The organism is Paenibacillus sp. Dod16, assembly GCF_049893405.1.
In the GTDB taxonomy this organism is placed as follows: Bacteria; Bacillota; Bacilli; order Paenibacillales; family Paenibacillaceae; genus Paenibacillus_AQ.
Window position 1 is genome coordinate 40451 of record NZ_JBNDYG010000032.1, and the last position, 19738, is coordinate 60188.

The 19738-nt window shown below is 49.3% G+C and carries 15 protein-coding genes; 12 read left to right on the forward strand and 3 right to left on the reverse strand.

Annotation, left to right across the window (positions count from 1 at the left end):
- Nucleotides 1–941: 941 nt before the first annotated feature.
- The 6 genes from ACPV3A_RS22180 to ACPV3A_RS22205 all read left to right on the forward strand — a co-directional run bounded on the left by ACPV3A_RS22180 (nt 942) and on the right by ACPV3A_RS22205 (nt 7588).
- The gene (locus tag ACPV3A_RS22180; RefSeq protein WP_426201172.1) at nt 942–1892 is read left to right on the forward strand and encodes a LacI family DNA-binding transcriptional regulator; all 951 of its coding nucleotides are present in this window, start codon (nt 942–944) and stop codon (nt 1890–1892) included.
- A gap of 75 nt (nt 1893–1967) precedes the next feature.
- Complete coding sequence (locus ACPV3A_RS22185; protein ID WP_426201174.1) at nt 1968–2276, forward strand: hypothetical protein; 309 nt, start codon at nt 1968–1970, stop codon at nt 2274–2276.
- A 537-nt stretch (nt 2277–2813) separates the two neighbouring features.
- Nucleotides 2814–3803 (forward strand): ABC transporter permease, encoded by a 990-nt coding sequence (locus ACPV3A_RS22190; RefSeq protein WP_426201176.1) that lies wholly within the window; start codon nt 2814–2816, stop codon nt 3801–3803.
- 16 nt (nt 3804–3819) lie between these two features.
- Nucleotides 3820–4731, forward strand: coding sequence for a carbohydrate ABC transporter permease (locus tag ACPV3A_RS22195; protein WP_426201178.1), 912 nt, complete (start codon nt 3820–3822; stop codon nt 4729–4731).
- Between the two features lie 52 nt (nt 4732–4783).
- Nucleotides 4784–6400 carry an extracellular solute-binding protein gene (locus ACPV3A_RS22200; RefSeq protein ID WP_426201180.1) on the forward strand — a complete coding sequence of 539 codons (1617 nt, stop codon included), beginning with the start codon at nt 4784–4786 and terminating at the stop codon, nt 6398–6400.
- A 171-nt stretch (nt 6401–6571) separates the two neighbouring features.
- On the forward strand, nt 6572–7588 hold the full coding sequence (locus ACPV3A_RS22205) for a glycosidase (protein WP_426201182.1): 1017 nt from the start codon (nt 6572–6574) through the stop codon (nt 7586–7588).
- Between the two features lie 58 nt (nt 7589–7646).
- On the opposite strand, the gene ACPV3A_RS22210 is transcribed toward ACPV3A_RS22205, so the two are convergent.
- Nucleotides 7647–9977 carry a helix-turn-helix domain-containing protein gene (locus ACPV3A_RS22210; protein ID WP_194543800.1) on the reverse strand — a complete coding sequence of 777 codons (2331 nt, stop codon included), beginning with the start codon at nt 9975–9977 and terminating at the stop codon, nt 7647–7649.
- A gap of 262 nt (nt 9978–10239) precedes the next feature.
- Here ACPV3A_RS22210 and ACPV3A_RS22215 point away from each other — a divergent pair, with 262 nt between their 5' ends.
- From ACPV3A_RS22215 to ACPV3A_RS22230, 4 genes are all read left to right on the forward strand, one after another.
- Nucleotides 10240–11034: a hypothetical protein gene (locus tag ACPV3A_RS22215; RefSeq protein ID WP_426201184.1), complete on the forward strand. Its 795-nt coding sequence runs from the start codon at nt 10240–10242 to the stop codon at nt 11032–11034.
- A gap of 58 nt (nt 11035–11092) precedes the next feature.
- On the forward strand, nt 11093–12082 hold the full coding sequence (locus ACPV3A_RS22220; RefSeq protein WP_426201186.1) for a serine hydrolase domain-containing protein: 990 nt from the start codon (nt 11093–11095) through the stop codon (nt 12080–12082).
- A 76-nt stretch (nt 12083–12158) separates the two neighbouring features.
- Complete coding sequence (locus tag ACPV3A_RS22225; protein WP_216530108.1) at nt 12159–12560, forward strand: zinc ribbon domain-containing protein; 402 nt, start codon at nt 12159–12161, stop codon at nt 12558–12560.
- A gap of 46 nt (nt 12561–12606) precedes the next feature.
- Nucleotides 12607–13011, forward strand: a complete 405-nt coding sequence (locus ACPV3A_RS22230) for an NUDIX hydrolase (RefSeq protein WP_113057716.1) — start codon at nt 12607–12609, stop codon at nt 13009–13011.
- Nucleotides 13012–13246: 235 nt separating this feature from the next.
- Here ACPV3A_RS22230 and ACPV3A_RS22235 read toward each other — a convergent pair whose 3' ends face one another.
- A complete protein-coding gene (locus tag ACPV3A_RS22235; protein ID WP_009590031.1) occupies nt 13247–14125 on the reverse strand; it encodes a carbohydrate ABC transporter permease in 879 nt (292 codons plus the stop codon).
- Between the two features lie 38 nt (nt 14126–14163).
- Nucleotides 14164–15090: an ABC transporter permease gene (locus ACPV3A_RS22240; protein WP_194543795.1), complete on the reverse strand. Its 927-nt coding sequence runs from the start codon at nt 15088–15090 to the stop codon at nt 14164–14166.
- A gap of 460 nt (nt 15091–15550) precedes the next feature.
- Here ACPV3A_RS22240 and ACPV3A_RS22245 point away from each other — a divergent pair, with 460 nt between their 5' ends.
- Nucleotides 15551–17836: a helix-turn-helix domain-containing protein gene (locus ACPV3A_RS22245; RefSeq protein ID WP_426201190.1), complete on the forward strand. Its 2286-nt coding sequence runs from the start codon at nt 15551–15553 to the stop codon at nt 17834–17836.
- A 310-nt stretch (nt 17837–18146) separates the two neighbouring features.
- Nucleotides 18147–19664, forward strand: coding sequence for a DUF3502 domain-containing protein (locus ACPV3A_RS22250; protein WP_194543793.1), 1518 nt, complete (start codon nt 18147–18149; stop codon nt 19662–19664).
- Nucleotides 19665–19738: the final 74 nt, after the last annotated feature.

Here is a 19738-nt window from a genome sequence, read left to right on the forward strand (position 1 = left end):
TTTGTATTGAAGAGAAACTGTCATGATATTACGAGAGCTTTCTATATGAGTCTACCTTACCTAACGTTAAAAATTTCCCAAATCTATATTACAATATATACATCAAATATTAGGAGTTCCCTATGCACGACTTCGCTAATTATTTGATTATTTAGAGATTGTGCTACGTAACAAAGACATTTCCCTTTTGATAATCGATGACGTTCAGGAAATTAAATCTAGTAGACACAGTTTTGAGCTATTTGAATATTCAAGATACCTCAGAGAAAATTAGTGTGAAATTTGTTTGCGCAGGCACTGGAATTATAGAGTTTTCATCAAAAGTTGCTAGATATAGTAGGATTCAAAAAGTACTGTAAAAACAAGCTAAGCAAAAAAACTCGATCATAACTGATCGAGTTTTTTTGCACATAATCGCATATGGATATTAAATCATTTCTGCATACATACAAAATAATGCATAAATATACATTCTCGCAATTGCGGTATTCTCATTAATTATGAATTACTACTGATTACTCTTGTTTTCTTAACAGTCCTTCTCAATAATTATGAAAACGCCCCTTGATAATATTAGTTTTTTTACGGCTGCATTCTCATTAATTATGACAGCACACAACTACAGTACTACTCATATGTAATTGTGAAACGGAAGTCCCCTAAATCTACGGGGACTTTTCTTTATTAACTTATTTCGATAGTGGATAGCATAAATGGTCAAGAGATTATAGCCTAAGAAATGGATCGTTAGCATACTATCCATAACGGCAATTGTATACGAGAAATATAAATGAATTATTAGTGGTTGCTTTCAGCTGCAGAGTCGAAATAAATAAGCTCCTCATTAGTGTGATTACACTTGTGGGAAGCTTATTGTTGTTTTACGCACTGATTTGGTGTAAGACTAGAGTATGAAGTGTGGGATATAGGAGAAGGTGACAATGGCAAATATTAATGATATTGCAAAGCGGGCAGGAGTATCCGTATCAACAGTATCAAGGGTGCTGAATCAACATCCTTATGTATCTGAATCGAAGCGGGCAGCTGTGCAGCGTGTGATTGATGAAATGGACTATACGCCAAATCGCTCAGCTGTCGATTTAATTCGTAAGGAAACAAGAAGTATCGGTGTGATCATGCCGTACAACAACAATCAAGCCTTTGATCAACTGCTTCATGGTGTGCTTAATCGATCGGTCGAGCGTGATTATTCCGTGATGGTTCTGCCTACAAAGTACGATCCGGATAAAGAGCTCAGCTGCTTAAATATGCTGAAAAATAAACAACTGGATGGCATCATCATTACCTCTCGCTCAAACACTTGGGATGCCATTGTGCCATATACCAAGTACGGGACGATCGTCGCATGCGAGTTTACGGATCATCCTGAGATTGGTTGTGCCTACATGGATCGATATGCATCTTACGTAGACACGTTTCAGCTGTTAAAGGATAAAGGGCATTCACGAGTCGCTTTTACGACAGCAAGAGGAGAAGAGAGCAATAGTACACAGCTGACGATAAAAGCGTATCAGTATATATTTGGCGATCTGCCGTCAGCATACCATATCAGGGATTGCTACAGCATGGATGACGGGGTAAGAGCGGCACGACAACTACTTAATATGGATCTTAGACCAACCGCTGTTTATGCGAACGGCGATGAGGTTGCGACAGGTATTTATCAGTATGCAAGGAGCATACAGCTGGGGGTGCCAGAGGATCTGGCAATCATTGGCCAGGAGAATCAGCCTGTTGGAATTGGGTTACGCCTATCTACGGTTGATCATCAGTTGGTGAAAGTCGGTGAACAAGCCTTTGATCTTACAATTAAAAAATCAAAGGATAAGGTAGAGATTCCTTATCACATCATTGTACGGCAATCGATATAGCTATTGACTTACAATCGCTCCCTGCATGGTTTTTTTCAATGATCCAGCCCATCATTTTATTTTTGGAGGATATTTATGAATCAACGTTTTCGGATTACAAGATCCATGAATGCAAACACTAGTGATCAAGAGATTTCATTGGAGGAATGCAAAGCTTATTTTTCATCCAAGGCGGATTTCACTTATCAGACGGTGCTGACTGTGAAAGGGGAGGAGAGCACCATGTCTGTTGAAGGGGATTTCTTTATGTGGAAACATGGAGAAGCCCTTATTCCATTTAGACACTATATGGGGGAGTTGTACATAGCCGTCTCCCATCAAGAAATCGTACCCCTCATGATCGGAATTGCAGCTGATTTACGGGCAGATATCGTAGAAGGGTAAGGAATGTAAGTTGCCATATGCCAAGATTTTAAACTTATAAGCCGCATTCTTGGTCATACCCCTGTCAAGTAGACAAAACTAAAAAGAGCCTTAAGCAGCAACCGTTTCTCGGTATTCCACCGGGGAACGGTTGTTTCATTTTTTCTGAAATCGTTCTCGGCGTGTCGTATTGGCGGATGACTTTTTCCTCTTGTCTACTAGTCTAGCAGGGCAGGTTCATGACGATTCTCCTCCTGACTTGGACAGCTTGATGGAGCACAATGTGTAACATATGAAACCTGATAACAGGTTCATATGTTACACATTCTCAGCATCGTACTTCAACAGGGATCGCGGTGATCCGGATGAAAAAATGATGATAGCAGCGGGATCGCGCGGGGCAGACGGATGACAATGCACATCTTACACATTTACGATGTCATGCCGTCTTCTCTACACTTTGGAATGTAAGCGTTACCTGTTAACCACTGAAACGTGATGTACGTGAGTGAGCCAGATAACCTGACATGAATCGATATGTAAGAAAGGAGGGGAAGCATGAGGGGAAAAAGACTACTTGCTGTGATATCCGGAAGACGTTCCATCCATCGTGAAACGAAGCCGCCTCATCCAGGTGTAAACCCAACGTCTCTCGGTAAAAGAATCAGGGTGAACTGGGAGCTTTATCTGTTCTTGGTGCCGGCCACACTGTATTTCCTTGTATTTCACTATGCGCCCATGTACGGTATCCAAATTGCCTTTAAGAACTTTATCCCTAGCAGAGGAATCATGGACAGCCCATGGGTGGGCTTCGATCATTTCGAGCGTTTCTTCCATTCCTACTATTTCTGGGATCTGCTCTGGAATACGTTCAACCTCAGCTTCTACGAGCTGATCATCGGGTTTCCGCTGCCGATCATCCTGGCGCTTGCTTTCAACGAAATCCGTACGGGTCCCTTCAAGAAAATGGTTCAGACCGTTACGTATGCGCCTCATTTTATATCCGTTGTTGTCATGGCCGGTATGATTATTACCTTCTTATCGCCGTCCACCGGCATACTGGTCCAATTCATCAAATGGATGGGTTTCGATGCGCCGAACTTTCTGTCGGATCCGGCCTGGTTCAAGACCGTATACGTTCTGTCCGGAGTCTGGCAAAGCACCGGATGGGGGACCATTATCTATCTGGCTGCGCTGTCCGGTGTCGATCCCCAGCAGCATGAAGCCGCGATTGTGGACGGAGCCAGTCGCTTCAAACGATTGCTGCACATCAACCTGCCGGCCATACTCCCAACGATCACCATTTTGCTGATTCTGAACATGGGCAACATTCTTACGATTGGCTTCGAAAAAATACTGCTGCTGCAGAACTCCCTGAATATGGAGTCTTCCGATGTCATTTCAACTTATGTCTACCGGACCGGTCTGGTAGACGCGCAGTACAGCTTCTCGACAGCCGTTGGCCTGTTCAACTCCGTGATCAACGTTATTTTACTGGTAACAGTCAACCGGATTGCCAGACGCACCAGCGAGAACAGCCTATGGTAGAAAGGAGGGAAGTACATTGGTTACCGCTATGAAGGAATCGAAGTGGGACAAAATTTTTCTGGGCAGCGTCTATATCTATTTATCCATCGCTCTGATTGTTGTTCTTTATCCGCTCATTTATATTCTCAGCGCATCGATCAGCAGCCCGCAGCAGGTGAATTCGGGTGCGATGTGGCTGTTTCCCAAGGAAATTACCTGGGCCGGATACCAGCTGGTGTTCGAAAACCCGAAGATTTGGAACGGATATCTGAACACGATCGTCTATACTGGGATAGGAACGCTGTTGAACCTGGCCGTGACACTGCCTGCAGCCTATGCGCTCAGCAGGTCGGATTTGGTCGGTCGTCTATTGTTCTTGGGATTTATCCTGTTCACGATGTTCTTTACCGGAGGGCTTGTGCCAACGTATCTCGTGGTCCGGAATTTGGGGCTGATCAACACGATGGGGGCGCTCATTCTTCCCGTAGCTGCATCGGTATGGAATATCATCGTTGCCCGGACGTTCTTCCAGACGACGATCCCGAAGGAACTGCAGGAAGCGGCCTATATGGACGGCTGTACCAACCTGAAGCTGTTCGTCCGCATTATTCTGCCGTTGTCAGCGCCGATTATTGCAGTTATGGCTTTGTTTTACGGGGTCAGTCACTGGAACAGCTATTTTCCGGCTCTGATCTATCTCAACGATGAGAGCAAGTATCCCCTGCAGATGGTGCTACGGCAGATTCTGGTTCTTCAGGAAATGACGGCGGAGACGACCGGCGCCGCAATCAGCGGGGATGCCGCCAGGGCAATGAGTTCCAAAGCCGAAACCGCATCGCTGATCAAATACGGGGTTATCGTCGTATCGACGCTGCCGATTGTCGCGCTCTATCCTTTTTTACAGCGATACTTTGTCCAAGGGGTCATGATTGGTTCTGTAAAAGGATGATGAAAGCGTTTTATAAAATATGAGCTTGAGTATGCAAAGGGAGGAAACATGGATGAAGATGAGAAGCAAAACTTGGAAGCTGGTGCTGACGGGGATAACAGCCCTGTCCCTGCTCGCCGGATGCGGTTCGGGCAGCGATACGAAATCTGCCGGAACAAAGTCAACAGAAGCAGCCGCCGTGAATAAGGAAGGCTTCCCGATTATGAATGAACCGATTACGCTGACCATGATGGCGCCTGATGTCGGCGTTCAGAACTGGAAGGATATGATCGTGCTGCAGCAGATGGAGGAAAAGACGGGCATTTCATTCCGATACTTGAACGCTCCGAAGGATAGTTTTGATACGAAGAAGAACCTCGTATTTGCCAGCGGCGATTACCCGGATGTCTTCTATGCTGCAGGCTTGACGGCGGCTGAACAGATGAACTATGGAGAGCAGGGAATTCTGATCCCGCTTGAGGAGCTCATCGAGGAATATGCTCCGAACTTCAAGGCGCTGATGGACGAAATTCCGGAGATCCGTAAATCCATTACAGCTCCGGATGGACATATCTATTCCTTGCCAGCGATCGATTTAAGCCAGCACTGGTATCGCAACCCGCTGTGGTACAACGGTGATTTCCTGGAGGCCCTGAATATCGACAAGCTTCCGGAGACGACCGAGGAGCTCTATGCCTTCCTGAAGCGTGTAAAAGAAGAGGATCCGAACGGCAATGGAGTCGCCGATGAAATCCCGATCTCTTCCGTTTCGACAGCTACAACTAATGCTCGGGATATTCGTACTTGGCTGCTTGGCGCTTTCGGCATCTATGAAGACGAAATTTATGTGGACGATGAGGATGTTGTTCATTATACCCCGATAGAAGAGGGCTTCCGAGAGTATCTGGTTTATATGAATCGTCTATGGAAAGAGGATCTGCTTGACCACGAAAGCTATTCGCAAACCGCAGAACAGAAAAAGGCCAAGGCACAGAACAATCAGGTGGCCCTGTTCTCCGACTGGCATGCCTACATGACCAAAGGGGGAGAACCGTCCACCAAGGATCCGATGTTCGCTCCGGTAAAAAGCGATCTGGTAGACAAGCCGGCTATCGCCAAGAACAGAGGGATCACGACAGGGGCTTTTGCCATCACGGTGACCAATCCTGCCCCTGAAGCCTCGATGCGTTGGGTGGACTACCTTTATTCTTATGAAGGATCGCTCTTTTTCAACAAAGGACCAGAAGGCAAGCTGTGGGAGTACACGGATGAAGCCAACCGGGTGAAGCGCTATTTGCCTGTGCCGGACGGCATGGAGATGGAGGATTACCGTGCGACTTTGACGCCAAACTACGGCATTCCGGCTCCTACCATCAATACGGACGATATTAATAAAGGATTGAAGACCGACTTTGATCAGTGGGTTGAAAAGGAAACGAAGGAAAAGCTGCTTGACCGCGGAGCAAGACCGCCGTTCCCTGCCTTGTTCCTGACCGTTGAAGAGCAAACCGAGATCAACAGCCTGAACTCGGATCTGAGCACGTATGTACAACAGATGGAGGCGAAATTCGTTACGGGAGCAGAACCATTGTCCAATTGGGATAACTACCTGAACACGATGAAGAAAATGGGTGCCGACCGGGTCGTTGAAATCTACCAAGGTGCATATGACCGTTGGAAGTCGAACTAAACGCAGATTGCGTCTAGCAGAAATTAGCCATCAAGATAAGATATACGAGATGACAGAGGTTTTCAAAGAAAAGGTGGCCTGGGAGAAGTCGATTTCTCTTTCAGGCCCACCTATGAATTCAAGAGGGCCTTGATAGATTCTGAATACCATACAAGTGTGGAGGCCTAGCCTATGAAAATAACGAGACATCCAAACAATCCGATCGTCGTTCCGGGAAAATACGAATGGCGTAAAGTTACTGTATTCAATCCTGCGGTTATTATAGACAACGGCAAGTTTTACATGATCGAACGTACCGCAGGCTCCCTAACGCCTTGCAAGAATGTTTTGGGACTGCTGGAGAGTGAGGACGGAGTGAATTTTACGCACGTGACAGACGAGCCGATCGTGACGCCAGACATGCTGGGCTTCCCATATGGAAGCGTCCAGGACCCGCGGATTGTCAAAATAGACGGCACGTACTATTTAAACTATGCCCTTAGGCCGTGCGCCATGAGTTACTATCCGACAGGAGCGGGCATACCGGAGCGTTCAATTCCGAAATATCCGGACGGCTGGGGGGAGGAGGAAGGCCACTGGCTCACCCGCTCTTCGATTGTGAAGTCGGACAATCTGATCGACTGGGAATTCGTTGCCGATACGACACCGCTCGACATCAATGACCGTGACAACATTTTGTTCCCTGAGAAGATTAACGGAAGGTATGTATTGCTGCGCCGTCCGGAGGAATACGTGGGTGCAGCTCACGGAACGGACAGCGCGGCGATATGGATTACGTACTCCGAGGATCTGGTTCATTGGGAAGAGCCGAAGCTTCTGGCCAAGGCTGAGAACCCGGCCTGGGAATCCAGGAAAATCGGCGGAGCAACCCCGCCTGTGCGAACCGATAAAGGCTGGCTGGTCCTTTACCACGGCGTTGATGATCAGGTCGTTTACCGAATCGGGGCGATGCTTCTTGACCTGAACAACCCTGAGAAGGTCATAGCAAGAACGAAGAATTTCATTATGGAACCGGAGGCCTATTATGAGAAATTCGGTTATCAAATTCCGAATGTGGTGTTCCCGACAGGAAACGTGGTCAAAGACGGCCTGCTCTATATCTATTATGGTGTGACCGACACTGCCATTGCACTGGCTACCGTGCCGGTCGATGAGCTGGTAGAGCATATCCTGAACGAACCGCAGTAAGTGAAATAGAAGCATCCGGGCCCTTTCGAGACAATGTCTCGTAAAAGGGCCCTCTTTTTTATATATCCAGACTGCTCGAGCAATGTTGTTTGCGGTACTGACCGGGTGTCAGTCCGGTTTCTTTCTTGAATTTGCGGATGAAATTGGGTGCATCCAGATAGCCCACCTGTTCGATGATTTCCTTCAGAGGAGCGCTTGTCGTCACAAGCAGCCGAATGACTTCTTCCATACGCCTCTTCCAAATATACTGCGAGAAGCTGATCCCGGTCTTTTCTTTAAAGCTGCGGCTTAAGTAAGAGGTAGAGACGGAAAATTTAAGGGCCACATGCTCCAGGCTGAGCGTGTAGTCGGCAAACTGCTGATTTACATAATGTACGATATCATCGATCAGTTTAGGCGCTGCTTGCTCATGGTTACGCTCAACCTTCTCGCAAATCTCGGTCGTCAGCGACAACAGCTTGTCCTCAAATTCCTCCAGCGTCTCAAACGACGTATAGTCCGAGATGCTGCTGAATGCTTCGTTCATTCCGACCTCGGAGGCGGACCGAAGCAGCGCGTTCAGCAGATCGAAGCAAATGCAGCGCAGCAGGTGAATCTGCAGCGGTTCGCCCCGAATGGTCTCCATCATCTCGGCGATCATCTGCACGGCCACCGACTCGTTGCCTTGCTTTAAGCTTTGCTCCAGCTTGAGCAGCGACTTTCTTGGAAGCCACACGCCTTTGGCAACAGGATGATTCTGCTCTGCCAGCTGGGCGAAATAGGTGATCCGGCTGCTGCCAACCATTCGATGCTCAAGAGCGGTTGCGGCTTCGATGAAGGATTGGTTCAGCTGCCCCAAATCCCGGTAAGGCGTACCTATGCCCATGCTCGGATCGAGCCGAGTGTTCTCGGCGATCAATCCCTGAAGCGCACGAATGATCTGCTCCATCCGGATCTTCAGCGAATCTTGACCTGGGTCAGGAAGCGATACGATCAGCGCGAACTGATTATCGGCTGAGAATTCGACGCCGTGGATATTCGCATGAAGCTCTGTTAGTTCAACATGGCTGAGCAAAGCTTGCATCTGTTGACGATCATTTTGGACATCCTCGGTCTCATCGGTTTCTTCCCAGGACAGAATTACACAGAAATACATGACTTGATCTTGAGGAAGCTCCAGTCCCGCCCCGGCGATCATTCGCTCGATTTCGGGATCATCCGGCTTGCCGTGTTTTAGTAGAAGCAGCATGCATTGATTGCGCACGAAGGGCTCCTGCATATCGATTCGGGCACTGTAATCGTGAAGGGTCTGACGAATCCAATCCCATTCACTGCGCGTTTTGGGCTCTGGGGTATCGTTGACTCTGAGCTTGGCGAATTCCATCAAGTCCTTAATCGGGTGATATTGGCGTCTAGCCAGTACAAAAGCGGCGAGCACTCCGGTAATTACGGCGATGCCAAACACCAGCAGAATGAGCGTCTGTACATGAGCGACCCGGCTGAAGAACTGGTAGCTTGGCATGATGGTCATGTAGTTCCAGCCATTCTCCCCGGATTTGACGGATACGACGGAGTACTTGTCATTATTCAGGGAAAGATTGTGTATGCCGGCATCAAGCGCAGCCAATGACCCGAGGTTCTCTTGAGACAGGGTTACGCCATGATTGCTCGCTGTAAGCACTTCGTCATGTTGATTGAAAATGTAGCTGCTCCCAGTGAAATCGCTAAGAATGGAATCCATGACCCCGGTAAGATTGGACTCTTTCACCATATATACGACGCTTCCGTACGGATACGGGGCATTGGGCTTAATAGGTACGATTACGGTCAGCATTGCCTCCTGCCTGGAGCCGTTGATCGTAACATTCTCGGCAGGCCGTATTACCATCTGATTCGTTTCGTTCAGAGCAACGATGATATCCTTCAGACTCCAGTTCTCATAACGATAAAAGGAATCGAACGTAACGTTAACATTCGTCAGGCCGCGGTAAGAATAGATAACCGGGTCGTTATGATAGTATATGAAGATGTCTTCAATGATGCTGCTGTTTGCCTTATAGTTGGCCAAAGCTTGTATGGCTTCCACTCTGTAATAATCATCACGGACCATATAAGGGGTTAAGCGTCTGTCGTAAGCGATTCGGCCGGAAAGCTCCCGAAGCTCCGCGATACGGGAGTCGATGGTCATTTTCACCTGGTTCAATTGATTGATGTTGGATTGTTCAATCTCGGTACGAAGCCCGCTGACAGCGCTATCATAAACAAATATCGTTACTCCCGTCAGGGGAATCAGGAAGATCAGAATATAAGACAGAACGTATCTTAGGAGCAGCTTCGACTTAAAGTGATTCCAATTTATTCGGAAAGTGAAGGTGGATACGATGAATGATTTGAGCTTGTGAATGGTCATTTGGGTGCATCCTCCATTGCATTCTTTTCATGTCATGCGTACATCCGACTTGATCAAAAACGATAGGGTTATCTGAAACATTATATCATTATAATGATTATTCAGAGAAATATTTAAGAATAAATTCATCATCATGATTCATTACATGACATAACTCGTAGTTTCATAGTTTCAATGGCTTCAGTTAGTTACGCTCGTCTTCGCATTAGAGGGGGATTTTGTTATGATAGGGACAAGAAAATAATGGGAAGTGAGAGAAGCTGTGGACAAAAAGGCAAAAAAGGTTTTACTTCAAACGTTCTGGTCATCCAGCGGTTGGAAAAGCAGTCCTTTGCCGTTCGTTGGGGAGGATTTTGATTACGCGAAGAGCATGAGGCTGATGTTCGACCCCATCACGATCGGACATGATGAGCTGATCCAGCGGCTTCATCGCTTACATAAGACGGTTACTAAAGAAAGGGTTGCCGCAGCATTTCTGCACAGCCTGTCCACGAGACAAGTGCATCTGCGAAGCGCGCTTTCCAGTTGGGTGCTGACCTCGCGCCTGCCTCTTCATCAGTACGAAGAACGACGCTCGGCCATGCCGAATTATAGCAGCTGCGGAGATTGTAATCATGCCGGGCTGCAGTCCGACCGGGATTACGTGAATGCTGATCTGAACGTGCTGAATTTCGAACGGGTCAAATGGGGAGGCATCCGCTTGAATCAGCTGCTCTACTGCTGGCTTGATCTGGAGCTGTTGAGCCATGAGGAGGGCCTGACGGTGGACGAGGAGGATATCGCCATTCTGAGGAAGCTGATTGCAGCCGTCAACGGATGTGCCGAAACAGAAAGCCCGCGTCATCTTGAGAAGCGTTTGAAGGATGTTCTGCCTTCAAGCAAGCATGAACGAGACGTGCTCATGGAAGTACTGGGATATGCCGGCGTGCTGGATCCGGAGGATACGCCCCGAACGCGTCCGAGAAGGGACGACGATTTCTTCTCGATGTCGGAGTGGCAGGGAAGCGACGGATATTCCACTGAAGCGCTGCAGTTTTTTTTCGGCGAATATCTCTAGACCGCGCTGCATCATGACAGGTTACAGAATGCGTACCGGTTTTAAGGGGAGGGTTAGAATGGAGCAGCAATTAGAGGAACTCATTGATCGTTATCAACAAGATCATTATTTATCCGGGAACATTCATATTTCCAAAGAAGGCAAAACCTTATTCAGTAAATCCTACGGGCAAGCCAGTATTCAGCTTGGCGTCTCCAATAACAAGGATACGAAATTTCACATTGCCTCAGTCACCAAGATGTTCATCGCAGCTGCCACACTCAAACTCTATGAACAAGGGCTGATTAGTCTTGATGATCATCCGGGTACTTATGTTGACGCATTTAAGGCTCTCCATCCGAAGATCACAATCCATCATTTATTGAGCCATTCATCAGGGCTGCATGATATTTATGCCGTACCTGATCTTACATATGAGATGAGCAAATTAAGTATGGAGAAGAAAGCGTTTATACCCTACCTCGTCGGACTGAAACAGAATTTCATTCCGGGTGAGCGTTGGGAATACAGCAGCACCGGGTTTATCATGCTGGCGTATATACTAGAGGCCGTGACGGAGATGAAGTATGAGGAAATTTTGAATTCCTGGTTCTTCTCGCCTTTGCACATGGGATCGACAGGGGTTGATTGTCCTCGTCAGATCAATTCAGGCAGAGCATACGGACACGCATGGGAAAATAATCAGCTGATAAACGCTGACAATGACAGGCTTAGCACGGTTCAAGCTCCAGGCGAGCTGTACTCCACGGTGCAAGACCTGAATACGTGGTGTGAAGCCCTTTTCAAAGGTGAAATCCTTCAGCCGGAAACGATGGATAAAATGTTTGCACCGTACTATACGACAACATTTGATCCGAACTTAAACTATGGATATGGATGGTTCCTGGGGGCTGACTTTCGGTTAATTGCCGGAGGAACTCCGGGATTTCGATCCGAAATTTGGCACTATCCAGTTCAAGATCTACGGATTGTCATGCTATGGAATTATGAGAAAGTAGATTCGCACCAGTTGTTCCGGATGATTAAACCTCTATTGTTTCATACGTAAACGACTACAAGATCAATCGGGAACCAAGCAAGCATGTATTTATTTTGGTCATTATCACTTTCGAGAGGAGCCTTACATGAGAAGCATCAAACCAGGTCGGGGACCCTCGGCTATGGGAGCGGTTGGCAGTGCTGCAATTGGCGTATTTGGGGTATTCTGGACGATTTCGGCAGCAAATATGGGAGCCCCCGTCTTTTTTGTCCTGTTCGGGGTCGTCTTTGTCGGTGTCGCGGTTGTGCAGGGGATTTTTCATCTTAAAAATGCTACGGGAGCTAACCGCATGTCCGTCTATGATATTACCGACGACGAACCGGATCCATTAGATCCTTACCTTCAAGCGAATGCAAGGCAAAGCGTCAACGAAGGTTTTAAACAGGATGGCGATTTCAATTTCTGCCCATATTGCGGGAGAGCCATCAAACATGAAACGTACCAATATTGTCCGAAGTGCGGTAATGACATTGGGGAGAGGCAGTAATCTTGCTTGGATAATGCATATTAATGCCGAGATAGGAGGATGAATAATGGGCTTTCATGACACGTACAGATTCGGTGTGCATGCCATCATATCGAACGCCGACGGCAAGCTGCTCTTATTAAAACGGACCTACGGGAACAAAGGATGGAGTTTGCCCGGAGGCGGGGTCGACCCCGGCGAAACGATCCATGAAGCGATATTTCGCGAATGCCGCGAAGAACTGGGCCTCACCCTGCAGGATGCGGTCTTGACCGGATTTTATTATCACAGTCATATCAACGTGCAGGTCGGCATATTCCGCTGTTCGATCCCTCTTCATGAGGAAATTATCCTTAGTTCGGAGCATTCGGAGTATAAATGGGCCGAGTTGTCGGAGCTGAGCGACGTTCAGCGGTTAAGGGCCGAGGATGCATTGGCTTATCAAGGAGAAGTCAAAAGCCGGGCGTTTTAGCATTCATCCTGTTCTTCAAAGACCGGATTACCGTCACTGGCCCCATGCAGAATATCAGGGTTACACAAACGAACCCCGTTGACGATGTTCCATCCGAAGCGGCAGACGTTACATCCATAAAGACATCCATCATATAAAAAAGAGGCTAACCGGGAGAGCGGTTAGCCTTTTTGAATTTAGTAGATTCTGATACCCGTCTCATGTCTTGAGACCATGGGGCATGTGGAGAAATCTCTTACTCTTTCAAGGAGCCAATCAACAGCCCTTTTATAAAATACCGCTGCAGGAACGGATAGAACAGCACCACCGGCCCGATCGTCAGAATGGCGGTGGCCATCTTCACCGATTCCTGAGGGAGCGTCTGGCTGCCGAGGATGGCGCCGCTGCTCTGCATCTGCTGGATCATGCTGATTTCGGAGTTGAGCTTAAACAGCAGATATTGCAGGGGATACAACTTCTCGTTGTCAACCAGCATGATAGCGTTGAACCAGTTGTTCCAGTAGGCAATGCCGTAGAAGAGCGTTATCGTGGCCAGAACGGGCATGCACAGCGGGAAGTAGATCCGGAACGCGATATAGAAGTCGCTCGCGCCGTCGATCTTGGCCGCCTCCGTCAGGGAAGGCGGAATTTGGGACATGTAGTTGCGCACAAGAAACAGGTTGAACGGGTTGAACACCAGGGACGGAATGATCAGGGCCCAGATGGTGTTGTTCATGCCGAGATTCAGGTTGATCAGATACCATGGCACCAGGCCTGTGTTAAACACCATTGTAATGAAAAAGAACAATCCGAGCCCGTTGCGGTAACGGATATGCTTGGCGGCAAGCGTATATCCGGCCATGGACGTGATGGTGACCGCAAGGATCGTGCCGACGACCGTCACGATGATCGAGATCATGTAACTCCGGTACAGCGGCGTGCTGCCGAACAGGAGCAGCTTGTAGGCATCCAGCGACAGCTCGCTCGGAAACAGCTGGTAGCCGAATTGTTTAATGCTGGCTTCGTCGGTAAAGGACACCATGAGCACAAGCAGCATCGGCAGGATGCAGAGAATGGAGATGATGCCGATCAGCGCGGCATTCACGGCGTCGAAAAATTTAGGTCTGGACGTCATCTAGGTTTCGCTCCCTTCCGAATGATTCCGGGCTTGCTTTAGAACAAGGCATGGTCCGGATTCACCTTCTTCACGATTTTATTGCTGCCCCATACGAGAATAAAGCCGACCACGGATTGATACAGTCCAACGGCCATGGCTTGTGCCGGATTCCCGATGGTGCGGAGGGAACGGAACACATACGTATCGATGACGTCGACGGTCGGATACAGCAGCCCGTTGTCCTTCACGATGGCATAGATCATGTCGAAACTGCCGTACATGATTTTGCCCAAGGCAAGCAGAGTCAGGATGGAAATGGTCGGCAGCATGAGCGGAATGGTGATATGGCGGATGAGCTGCCACCGGGTAGCGCCGTCGATCCGCCCGGCTTCGTAATAACTGTCATCAATCCCGGTAATGGCCGCCAAATAGATGACGAGATTCATCCCGAGGTCCTTCCAGACGGCCGCGGTCGTTAGAATCCACGTCCAGTATTGCGGGGAGGCGTACCAGTTGACGGGGTCGACATGGAAGAACGCCAGGATCCGGTTCAGGATACCGTAGTCGGTCGACAGCAAGCTGTAGATGATGTAACTCACGATAACCCAGGACAAGAAATGCGGGAACAAAATCGTGGATTGGGTCACCCTCGAGAACCAGCGGCTGCGGAGCTCGTTGAACAGTATGGCCAGCGCCATGGCTGCGAGCGTGCCAACGATGATAAATAGAAAATTGAGCTTCAAGGTGTTGAAGGTGACCTCCCAAGCCCGGGGCGAAGAGAAGAAGAACTTGAAATTGTCAAAGCCGACCCAGGCGGAATTGAAGAGTCCCGTCTTGAAGTTGAATTTCTGAAACGCAATGAGCATGTACGGAAGCGTGAAATAACCGAAGACCAGCGTATAGATGGCAGCCGGTACGACGAGCAGGTAGGCGGATCCGTTCGAGCGGATTTCGCGCAGGAAGCCGAAGCGGCTTTTTTTCATGAGTAGGCACGTCCTTTCGTAAATGATGGGGGCTGCAAGCCTGGCAGTTCTGATTCGAGTGTAAAGAGAGTTGCCGCGTGCAGTAAACTATGAAAATGGAGTTTGAGCGGATTGAAGGGGGGAGCGTCTGCTTTAAAAAACGGTAAAAACTTCGAATTTGAGTATTTCGGACAGTGTCGACAGGATTGAATAATGACCGGAAAAGCCTTGTTTTATAAGGGGTTTAGCTGATGAAGCCTATGAAGGAAAGTTAGGGGAGGAAAATAAAGAATGCGTTTTCATATTGATGAATGCCCTGAGCAAATGTAAGATGAGAGTGAAATATGAAACCGTTCCAAGTGATCGGATCGTTAGGGAAACACCATTAAATTAACATATAGATTACATATTATGTTAGTGATTTTCGTGAATTATGAAGATTTCACTTAACTATACAGATCCAATGGCAGGGAGGGAGAATATGATCCGGCAGCGATTATTCCGTTATGCGGTGTACCGAAATATGTTTCTCAGCTTTATTTTGCTTACGGCAGCCATGATTGCCCTCGTAACCGTCGTCCTGTACATGATGTTCTCCTGGAGCACCGCGAAGGAGGTAGGGAAAATATCCGAATCGATGCTGAAGCAGAACAGCGCCGTATCCAGCGTCATCCGCGACCAGGTATATAACGTGGGCAACCTGCTGCTCAGCGACAAGGAGATCGTGAACGCCCTTTTGGACAAAGAGGCCGATCCGGTGAAACAGTATGGGGTATTCGGCACTCTTAACCGAGTACAGTCCACCTATCCGTTCATCCATTCGATCGGGATCTATAACGGCTCGAATAATACGTATCTGAATACGAAGGGGATTACCAAGGAGCAGGAGAAGGAGCTGTTGGAGGAGATCAACAGCAAGAATACATCTTATTTTCACCTGTTCCCTCGCAAGATATCTACCGCCACTTCCGCTTCGGCCAACCGGAGCGAAGACGTCCTTACTTTCGTTCTCCTTCCGAGCTATTATTCGCCGCTAAGCTCCAAAGGCGCAATCGTAATCAACATGAGCACCGACACCATCCAGGATCTGATCGGAGGCTACCGCAACGAAGCGGTGGATTCGCTGCACGTCATTGACGACAAGGGAACCATCATCACCCATTCGGATCGGTCCCGGTTCATGGAGAATGTATCGCAGGAGTCCTATGTCCAGTCCATTCTGGAATCGGAAGCGGAAAGCGGTTACTTCACTCGCTCCATCGACGGCCGCAAGAGCCTCGTTACCTACGTCAAATCCAAGGATATGAATTGGACGTATATCAGCGTAAGCCAATATCAAAATCTGCTGTTCAACATGCAGGCCCTCCGAACGTCGGCGCTGGTTCTCGCTTTGGCTTGTTTCGTCGTCAGCATGTTCTTGTCGATCTGGCTGACGCATCATGCGTACAACCCGATTCGTCACCTGCTGGAGAAAATGAGCACCATACCGAAAATGAAGGAAAACCGGCGGCAAATCAACGAATTTGCCATATTGGATACCACTTACGCCGAAATGACGGAGAAAATGAAGTCGATGGAGTCCGAGGCTTCCGTCGCTCGGCAGGCGCATGTGCTGCAGCTGCTGAAAGGCGGCGACGAGACGGCATTCCGCCGTTTGGCCCGCGAAGGCAAGGGGCCCTATTTCCTGGCGGTCGTCCTTCTGCTCGACAGCTTAGACGGCTCGCCCGGGGGAGAGGACGAGGACCTGCAGTCCTATTCCTCCGCGGCCGTCGCTCAGGCGGCCCAGCAGATGCTGGAGCCGGAGGGAGCGAGCGTGGCAACGGTAGGGGACGGGACCATTGCGATCATTCTCCCCATGAAACAGAGCCGGCTTCCCCTCCATGTCGTGGGCATGCTGGAGGAGCTGCAGGGCGAGATGCTAAGCACGCTCCGCGTGTCCGTCACCGTCGGCATCGGAACGGCCGCACAGACCTACGAGGAGCTGCGCGAATCGTTCGATTGCGCGCAGTCCTGCTTCCAGCAGCGCTTTTTCGCGGGAAAGGGCAGGATGTTCCATGGCGATCCGGTCAACACCGCGGAGTCGGAGCATTCCGAGGCTCAGTATCCGGACAAGCGGGAGAAGCGCATCATCGAGGCCATCAAGCTGCAGCAGCGGGATAAATTGGAGAAGGAAATCGATCAGTGGATCAAGGAAATTCGCGATTACAACTACCATGAAGTCATGTTTTTCATTAATCAATTCATCGGCGGCCTGTACAAGCAGCTCAATGTCCATACGGTGAAAAATCGGGAAAGCGCGGATCTCTTCCTCGACTTTACGCGGCGGATTACCCGCTTTCAGACGCTGCAGGAAACCGCGGATGCCCTGAAGGATCTTGCTCTCAGGCTTTGCAGCCTGTCCGAGGAATCGGGAGCGGTCCGGCATGCGGAGGTGGTTGATTTTATCCAGATGTACGTACGCAAGCATTATGCAAGGCCGGATATGTCGCTCGAGCAGGTGGCGGGCGAGGTGAAGCTGTCCCGCAGCTATGTCGGCAAGCTGTTCAAGGCGCACTGCGAGCTGTCGTTCAACGATTACCTGAATGCCGTTCGTCTGGAGAAGGCGCGGGAGCTTCTCGCAAGCACCGAGGAGTCGGTCCAATCGATCAGCGAGCAGGTGGGCATTCTGAATACGACCTATTTCTACACGTTGTTTAAAAAGCACTACCAGATCTCGCCGGCCCAGTTCCGCAGCCTGCATGCGATCGAGACGAAAAAGGCGCAGTGACGGGCAGATTAATTGCGGGTTCAAAAGGTCGACTTTTCAGCACCGAGAAGGTTGGATGAAGCTAGGGACTGAGTAGCGGAGCGTAGGCAATCCTACGTGAGCAACGGAAGGCCCGGCTGAATTCAAGATTCGACGCCTTAGACTGCTTCCTTACCTGCCTCGTGATCAAAAGATGACTTTCTGAACAACCTTTTAATGTGTTTTAAAATGGCGAAAACGATCATTTTGAAGTATACGTCATCCCTAATGTCTCCTTAAGATAGGAATCGTACCGCATGACTAAACCAAATGAAGACAGGGGGACACATGCATGAAAAAAAGGAAAGCGCTAGCACTATGGTTGGCTGCGATATTCATGGTATCCGTGATCGCAGGCTGCTCCGGCGGGGGCGATGCCGGCGGCGAGAACGGATCGGCGAGCGGCGAGAATGACGGCGGGGACAAGCTGCCGGTCCGGTATCTGCTTCCGGGCTCCGCGCCGCAGGATTTGGATGCGGCGGTCAAAGCGATCAACGAGAAGCTGGAGGCCGACGGACTGAACCTTACGTACGAACCGACGTACATCGCGTGGGACGTATGGGATCAGAAGACCAACCTCATGATGTCGACGGGCGAGGAATTCGAGCTGATTGCCATCATGCACGATACCAAAGGACCGACGGTGCTTGCGGGCAGCGGCGGTATCATTCCGATCGACGATCTGCTGGACCAGTATGGCACCGAGCTGAAAGCTTCCATGCCGGACTGGATCTGGGAGTCGTCGAAAATCAACGGCAAGACCACGTACGTGCCGAACTTCTGGGCGGATACCGCTTATAACGATGGCATGTTCACGATCCGCACCGATCTGCTAGAGAAAAACGGCCTGAAGCCGCCGACATCGCCGGAAGAGCTGCTCGATGCAGCCGAGACGCTGCAGAAGAACTGGCCGCAGGACAACAAGAACGTATATATCAAGATGCTGGAGGAGCCAGCCTACTTCCTGCATACAACCTACGACACCTATCCGTTTACCGTGGCCGACAACATGATTTATATCGACCAGCAGGGGAACGTGAAGTCTTGGTTCGAAACCGAGGAGTTCAAAAAAGACGTTTTGTTCATGAACGAGGCTTATAAGCGAGGGTTGATCATGAGCGATCTGCTCACGACGCCGACAGAGGTTATCAACCAAGAGGAGCTGGCAGGACGTTATCTGTACCGTCCGGGCGACGTCGGCTTGAGCGATGCCATTCTTCAAACGTTCCCGGATGCGAAGCTGGATATTTATTATTTGGCCGACCAGCCGAAATTCAGATCCTACGCGATCCGCAATTCCAACGGGATCTCGGCCACGTCTCCGCACCCGGAGGCCGGCATTCAATTTTTGAACTGGGTATACAGCAGCCAAGAGAACATGGATCTCGTTCAAAGCGGCGTGAAGGATGTGCATTGGAAGGATACCGGCAAGAATACCAAGGACTATCTGGCCAAGAACGAGAACGGTTCCCCGGCTTATGAGCTTCCGTACTGGCTGCTTGGCCACGTCGAGATGAACCGTTATCCAACGAATACGGACCCAGCGCGTCTGGAGCGCCGCACAACGGTATCGGACGACGCCGTGAACAGCATCACGATCGGCTTCACCTTCGATCCGACCAACGTTGCTTCGCAGTACGCCAACTGCATCGCCGAGCTGAAGACCAGCGTATATCCGGTCATGCACGGGGTCGTGAAATACGAGGACGCCTACGATAAAATGCTGGCCGCCATGAAGTCCGCTGGAATCGATGAGGTCGTTGATGAATACAAACGGCAATTCGATGAATGGAGAGCCGGTCAGTCGTAAGTTCAGGCACACGAACACTAAGAAATAATGGAATAGGGCAATCCTTTACCCGGTTTAATAACCGGGGAGGGATT